This window comes from Bartonella sp. CL100XZDX, from assembly GCF_042195375.1.
GTDB lineage: Bacteria > Pseudomonadota > Alphaproteobacteria > Rhizobiales > Rhizobiaceae > Bartonella.
On sequence record NZ_JBHIOH010000019.1, the window covers coordinates 1 to 6,448 of the forward strand.

Below are 6,448 nucleotides of genomic sequence, written 5' to 3' on the forward strand. Positions count from 1 at the left end.
GAGAAGCGTCTGTACCCACATGCCGGCGCACCTCTTCAAAATACACCGCGTCAATTTCATCAACAGATCTCTTTAGTTCAGCAAGCCACCGTTTAAAGCGTAAATAACGCATACCACCGCCTTCAAAGCGGCGTGATTGAAAATCTTCTGTATCGCTTGTGATAAAACCATCCGCACCACGTATCGCCCGGCCTGTCTTGGTCCCTAGATCAAGACATAAAATGGTTTGTGCGTTAGTGATCATAATCCCCCCTTAAGGCTCTACGTATTTATATGTGTGTTATGACAGANATCCCCCCTTAAGGCTCTACGTATTTATATGTGTGTTATGACAGAGCGTTTAGTCATAAATTAAAAAAAATGAACTCACTCAATTCAAAAATACACTGCATGCCTCATCTCGTTACATTCAATGTTTGGATCGATTGTGTTTTTCAAAAATTTTTTGAGAGTTTTCTTTGAAATATTTTGTGTCGCCATGCATCTTTATGGACAATTCTGGTCCTAAAGAATTTTTGGCTATTAAATGGTTGTTTTCATCAAAAGAAAAATTCCAATCAGAATTATTAAAAACGATTGTACAGCCTTCTGGAAAACCTATTTCCTGTATTAAATCTTTCAAAATATAAAAAGTATAATATGATTTTTGCAAAACATTTACATAGCTTTGCTCTTTTTTACGATATAAATAAAAAACTTTACGATAGGCCCACAAACAAAAAACCGTAATTACATTGGTCGTAAAAAGTATAATAATTGCCGCTAAACCATAATCCATCTTTACTTTCTTTCTTCTTTAAGAGTGTGAAGGGTGCTGTTGTGACAGAGCGCGTTGTGATTGCTTGTCTTGAAAAAATATTTATGAAAAAGTATCGCTCCCAGCGATTCTAAAAAAGTGGGGGGAGTTATGATGCAAGAATGGATAAAGATATTTCTTACAGGTTTTGTGTCATTTGCTGTGTCGCTTTCTGTAGCGCTTATTTTAAGAAATAAAGACCGTAAAGAAGCAACCAAAATCCGCAAAGATGATTTAGAAAAAGCTGCAAAAAAACGAGAAGAAGATAAAGAATGGATAAGCAAGCAATTTGCAGAAAGCCAGGAACAGACGATAGCCCTTAAAGAGCAAGCGAAATCGATAAAAGATCTTGCCAAATGGTCAGAAGAACATATTAGAATTTTGTTACGCCCTTCAAGGAGATACCTAGAGTGGGAAGCGTGCACCGATATAATAGACCAAAAAAGTGGTCTCTTATATGCTGAGCTCATATTGAAGGTTAGAAATCTAACAAAAAAAGATATTTTAATAAAAAACATACAAATAACGGAACACTACTCCTTTGAATTTCTTGAAAATGCTTGTCGATTTGATGAGGGGAAGTCTGATAAGTGGCGGTCTGATCTATCAAAAGAAAAAGATCCTGTCGTCATTAAGAGAACAACACCCAAACGCATTTCTTTAGATCCCAAAGAGGTCAAATCGAATGCTACATTATCGTTTACTTTAGATTTATTTCGTATAACTGCTAGTGAGTGCATTGTTCTTTACTTCCTATTAAGCATAAGCGAATCTGAATACAATGCTCACAACATTGTGAATTGTACTCTTGAATACACTTCACCCGAAAATCCAGATGAATTAATCACTGATTATTTCTGGGCGTTAGAAACACCTTACAAACACATTTATTGCGATTAAACAGACCTATTATGAAGTTAATCCCAAAGATCCGCTTTTAATTAACGACCCTCATTTTTGGGATTAATGACACCAGAATTAAAAAACTTCTCCTGCAAAAATAAAATCGATCAATCTCGGTTCTTCTTTTTTGTTGATTAACTCAGTGATTTTATTATTTAATTCATCAATAACTTTCATCTGTGAAGCTAACTTTAGCCTTTGGCTGTATAGCGTTTCATTTTTTTGCTTAATTAAAGAGGATAGGTTTTCAAGTACTACTTGCTGTTGTTCAATTGACTTATCTCGTTCTGCAAGAGTTGCTTCATGCCATCTCATCCAATTATCAAATTGTGACTTATGCCATTCTTCTTGTTTTGCAAGAACTTTTGTATGAGTTCTATGTCGTTTTATAAGATCTTCTATGCTACAATCACGATCCGGTATTTGTATAAATTCTTTCACAAACTTATCTCCATTCTCAATTTTCGTATTACAACCTATTAATCCACAAATCCGTGTGCAGAGTTTCTTCAATATTCCGTTTCTCATGATCTTTCTTCTTTAAGAGTGTGAATGCTGCTGTTGATGTTCGTTATTATCTGTAGGGGCAGCAATATGAGAAGATATTACTGTTTGTGATGCATTTGCTGTACTAATTTTCTCCACCAGATGAAGCGTATCTTTTCTTCGTTTTGTCATTGGACGAACAACTCTATGGGATTTACTCCCATAATTATGTAGGAACCAATCTAGTGTAACCCAAGATAGACCCTTGGCTTTAGACAACTGAATAATTATATTCCAGTATTTTGGAGAAATACTATTGCGATCACGCATTTTACGCGCAGCCTCATAGCTACAACCAATTTCTTTTGCAAATTGGCGTATAGATCCCCAAGATTCAATCAAACTTTTGACATAAAAATCATTAACCATGACACAAATAGTACATTACGTACAATTTTAAATCAAGATAAAATCGTACACAATGAATTAAAAAAATAGTGGATAATGTACAAATGACTTATTTGCCAAAAGATAGACTTAAAATAGCGCGTAAGAATGCTGGATACGCAACACCAAGCGAAGCTGCGCGCGCTATACCAGCTCTTAATCAAAATACCCTAATTAGTCACGAAAATGGAAATCGTGGTATTTCGCGCCAAATAGCCGAGCTCTATGGACAAGTATTTAATGTAGATCCGGGGTGGATTTTGTATGGCGAGTCTCCTCAAGAAAATCCTAACCTCAATATAAGTATTCCTGTCGTTTCATGGATTAGCGCTGGAGAATTAAGCGAGCAAGATGGGATAATGGATTTTTCAGATTATCCTATGACAGAGGCTGTTAATCTTCCTGCCGGTGAATGGATTGCTTTACGTGTAGATGGGGCATCTATGAATAAAATTAGCCCTCCAGATTCTATAATATTTGTAAATATGCGAGACAAAAAACTTGTGCCTAATGCCTGCTATGTAATTGCAGATGAATCTGGACAAGCGACATATAAACGATACAGACCTAATGATGATCCTCCTTTTCAGTCCGCTTCATACGACAAAACAATAAAGGCTCCAAAACTTGAAGGCGCTATCTCTATAATAGGTCGTGTACGGCGCACTATTCTTGATATGTAAACACAATACGATTCTCTGTTCACGTTATCGATTAGATTGCCATCAACAGATTGAAGCAAGTTTGCTTGATTTTTATCAGTAAACAGCAAAATTTTGATTCTCTAAATTGTGCCGTGATTCGTCTTTTTTTATTTTTTTTAAAAAATAGTACATTATGTACTTGACTATCTTTAGTGCATAATGTACTAATATATCCATAAACCACGCACAAACAATCGCCAAGAGGCGTTAGGGAGGAAAAATTATGGATAAGCCAATTCTTATAAATTCCAATGAAATTTTATTAGTTGTCTATGGTGATGATCAAAACATTGGTCGATCGGGACCACTGGATAAAAGCCAAATTCTAAGCATTGTTGATGAGGCAGATGATGCAATCCAAATCTTTCGCATCAATCCTTCTGAAAAGAACTGTGAAGATATTTCTGAAGAGATCGCAGAGGCATATGTAAAAGAAAATATTGAACGTCTCGATGAAGATAGTGAGGTTCATTACTTTATACGTGAAAGTGATGTTTACAATAGACTTTTAGACGAGATCGCAGACGAAAAATATAATGATGAGATTTACGGTACTTACGAACAACAACACCGTTTGCGTCCTTGTGATGTGCTTTAAATTCTGAAGGGCGCATTTAAAAGCGCCCCCTTTCATTCATCAATCCCATCAACATGAGGTTCGTAATGGAAAAGCCTATTGCTATCCAGCACAATACAATCAAACACGAAACCGTTCAAACGGTCAACGCTCGTGAATTGCATGAATTTTTGGAAATTGGGAAAGATTTCTCTACTTGGATTAAGGACCGTATTCATCAATATGAATTTGAAGAGGGAAATGATTTCATAAAAACACAAGATTTGCGGTCCCCAAAATTGGGGAGCGCAAAATCTAGAGCTGTTACAGCTATAGACTATCACCTCACATTAGACATGGCAAAAGAGCTCGCCATGGTAGAGCGTAATGAAAAAGGTAAACAAGCCCGTCAATATTTTATTGAATGTGAACGGCGTGCAAAGAAACCTTTAGACCTTGCAAACGCTTTAGAAGATCCTCTCTTTGTTAAGAAACTTCTTTTAGAAAGCGTCACACAATTAGAGACCTTAAAAAGTGAAGTGAGTATCCTTAAACCAAAAGCAGCTGCTCTTGAAAGCTTACAGCGCCATGATGGACTCTTCGGTCTTACAGAAGCCGCTAAAATACTCGAGATGAAACCAAAACAGTTCATTCTCTTCTTACAGCAAAAAGGGTGGATTTATAGACGTGGAGCAGGTGGAAATTTGCTTCCTTATCAAGACAAAATCCAAAAGAAACTTATGGATTGTCCAACCATCACACTTCAAACCGCAAATGGAATAGAAAAGGTCATTCCTTGCGCAAAAGTCACAGCAAAAGGAATTGGAGTGCTGTCTCAAGAGCTTAAAAGACAAAGCATGCATTAAGAGGAGGTTATTATGATAAAAAAGAAATACGAACTGACTGATGACGGCAATTAAAGTTGATAGAATAACGCTTTACCGTATCCGTGCATTAAAAGACTTTGGAGATGTTAAAAAAGGTGATCTTGGTGGCTGGGTAGAGAGTGAAAGAAATCTTAGCCATGATGACAATTGCTGGGTTGGTGGTGAGGCGTGGGTTTATGAAAATGCTAAGGTTTATGATGATGCCGAAGTTTATAATAACGCAAAAGTTGGTGGTAATGCCATAGTAGCTGGCAAAACAGCATTTTATGGAAGTGATGCTATCTTAAGGTAGAGGCAAAAACCATGGAAAATAAATACGAACTTACTGATGAAACAATGGAGATTGAAGGTAAAACTCTCCACCGCATTCGTGCCTTACGAGACTTTGGTGGTATTAAAGCAGACGACCTAGGCGGTCTTATAGAGCATGAAGGCAACTTATCCCATGAGGGCAATTGTTGGATTTGGTATAAGGCTTGTGTTTTTGGAGATGCATGCGTTTACGGCAGGGCAGAGGTTTACGGTTATGCACGCGTTTCCGATAAGGCAGAAGTTTATGGCACTGCAAAAGTTAAAGACGGAGATGTGTGCGATAGTGCAAGGATTTATGGTGATGCTAAAATTTATGATCATGCACACGTTTACGGTGAGGCATGCATTTCCCATAATGCAGAGATTTACGGTTATGCCAAGGTTTTTGGTGATGCCTTGGTTTTTGGCAATGCACATGTTCATGGGCGTGCAAAAGTTTACAATGATGCACGCGTTTACGATGAAGCACGTGTTTACGATAATGCAGAAATTTACGGAGAAGCAAAAGTTTACGGTGATGCAAAAGTTTACCGTAGCGCACACGTTGATGACTATAACGCCATATCAACTGGAGAAAAGACCAGATGAAAAAAATACGAGCTTACTGATGAAACAATTAATGTTGATGGATTTACGCTTCACCGAATTAGAGCATTAAGAGATTTTGGTGGCGTCAAGAAAGGTAACCTTGGGGGCTTTATAGAGTATGAGGACAACCTAAGTCATGAAGCCGACTGTTGGGTTAGTAATGGACCTATGGTTTATTGTGGTGCCGAAGTTTACGACAGCGCTAAAGTGTTTGGTAACGCGAAAGTTGCTTATTTTGCACGCGTTTATGGCAATGCACAAGTTTATGATAACGCAAAAGTATATGGGGGGATATTTTTGGGGACGCACAAATTTACAAATATGCAATTATTGATGGAGATCCAAGAATTTATGGCGACGCACAAATTTATGCCGATTACAAAATTGTTTACAAGGAAAAGACAGAAAACTTAACAGGGGAAGACGTCCCTTTCTAACCACACAACCAACTTTTAAACACCAGCGTGATTCACGCCACGGGAGAATTGCGCTCAAATAGGAGGAAATCAAGATGAGTGAACTAAGTACCACACAAACGGAATTAGTGGAAACAACGAACAATTGTGAAATCAAACCTACAGCTATGGAGCTTATTTTAGAAAGAGCTTTAGAAAATGATGTTGATCTGGATCGTCTCAAGCGTCTTCTTGAATTGCGAGAACAAGAGATAAAACGACAAGAGCGCCAAAACTTTGTCCGTGATCTTTCTACTATGCAAATGGAATACAAAAATATCGAACAAAACGCCCTTAATACACATACTAAAAGC

Annotated in this window: 10 protein-coding genes and 2 pseudogenes; 8 read left to right on the forward strand and 4 right to left on the reverse strand. The window is 37.4% G+C overall.

Annotated features, from left to right (window positions below; all coding sequences use genetic code 11):
- Together ACFILU_RS01910 and ACFILU_RS01915 are read right to left on the reverse strand one after the other, a co-directional pair.
- A pseudogene (locus ACFILU_RS01910) lies at positions 1-244 on the reverse strand (hypothetical protein); the annotation flags it as partial.
- Positions 245-409: 165 nt separating this feature from the next.
- The gene (locus ACFILU_RS01915; RefSeq protein WP_375613947.1) at positions 410-778 is read right to left on the reverse strand and encodes a hypothetical protein; all 369 of its coding nucleotides are present in this window, start codon (positions 776-778) and stop codon (positions 410-412) included.
- 129 nt (positions 779-907) lie between these two features.
- On the opposite strand from ACFILU_RS01915, the gene ACFILU_RS01920 reads away from it, so the two are divergent.
- A complete protein-coding gene (locus ACFILU_RS01920; RefSeq protein WP_375674499.1) occupies positions 908-1,696 on the forward strand; it encodes a hypothetical protein in 789 nt (262 codons plus the stop codon).
- Between the two features lie 78 nt (positions 1,697-1,774).
- Here the strand turns inward: ACFILU_RS01920 and ACFILU_RS01925 are convergent, their stop codons facing one another.
- Both ACFILU_RS01925 and ACFILU_RS01930 read right to left on the reverse strand, forming a co-directional pair.
- Complete coding sequence (locus ACFILU_RS01925) at positions 1,775-2,140, reverse strand: hypothetical protein (RefSeq protein WP_208431513.1); 366 nt, start codon at positions 2,138-2,140, stop codon at positions 1,775-1,777.
- Positions 2,141-2,239: 99 nt separating this feature from the next.
- Complete coding sequence (locus ACFILU_RS01930) at positions 2,240-2,614, reverse strand: hypothetical protein (protein ID WP_375674500.1); 375 nt, start codon at positions 2,612-2,614, stop codon at positions 2,240-2,242.
- Positions 2,615-2,697: 83 nt separating this feature from the next.
- On the opposite strand from ACFILU_RS01930, the gene ACFILU_RS01935 reads away from it, so the two are divergent.
- The 7 genes and pseudogenes from ACFILU_RS01935 to ACFILU_RS01965 all read left to right on the forward strand — a co-directional run.
- Positions 2,698-3,315 (forward strand): S24 family peptidase, encoded by a 618-nt coding sequence (locus ACFILU_RS01935; protein ID WP_375674510.1) that lies wholly within the window; start codon positions 2,698-2,700, stop codon positions 3,313-3,315.
- A 244-nt stretch (positions 3,316-3,559) separates the two neighbouring features.
- Positions 3,560-3,934 (forward strand): hypothetical protein, encoded by a 375-nt coding sequence (locus ACFILU_RS01940; protein WP_375674502.1) that lies wholly within the window; start codon positions 3,560-3,562, stop codon positions 3,932-3,934.
- A 65-nt stretch (positions 3,935-3,999) separates the two neighbouring features.
- Entirely contained in the window at positions 4,000-4,758 is a 759-nt protein-coding gene (locus ACFILU_RS01945) for an antA/AntB antirepressor family protein (protein WP_375674503.1), read from the forward strand.
- Positions 4,759-4,798: 40 nt separating this feature from the next.
- Positions 4,799-5,071, forward strand: a complete 273-nt coding sequence (locus ACFILU_RS01950; protein ID WP_375674505.1) for a hypothetical protein — start codon at positions 4,799-4,801, stop codon at positions 5,069-5,071.
- Between the two features lie 11 nt (positions 5,072-5,082).
- Entirely contained in the window at positions 5,083-5,679 is a 597-nt protein-coding gene (locus ACFILU_RS01955; protein ID WP_375674507.1) for a hypothetical protein, read from the forward strand.
- A gap of 168 nt (positions 5,680-5,847) precedes the next feature.
- Positions 5,848-6,093, forward strand: a complete 246-nt coding sequence (locus ACFILU_RS01960; protein ID WP_375674509.1) for a hypothetical protein — start codon at positions 5,848-5,850, stop codon at positions 6,091-6,093.
- Positions 6,094-6,190: 97 nt separating this feature from the next.
- Positions 6,191-6,448: pseudogene (locus ACFILU_RS01965) on the forward strand (recombinase); the annotation flags it as partial.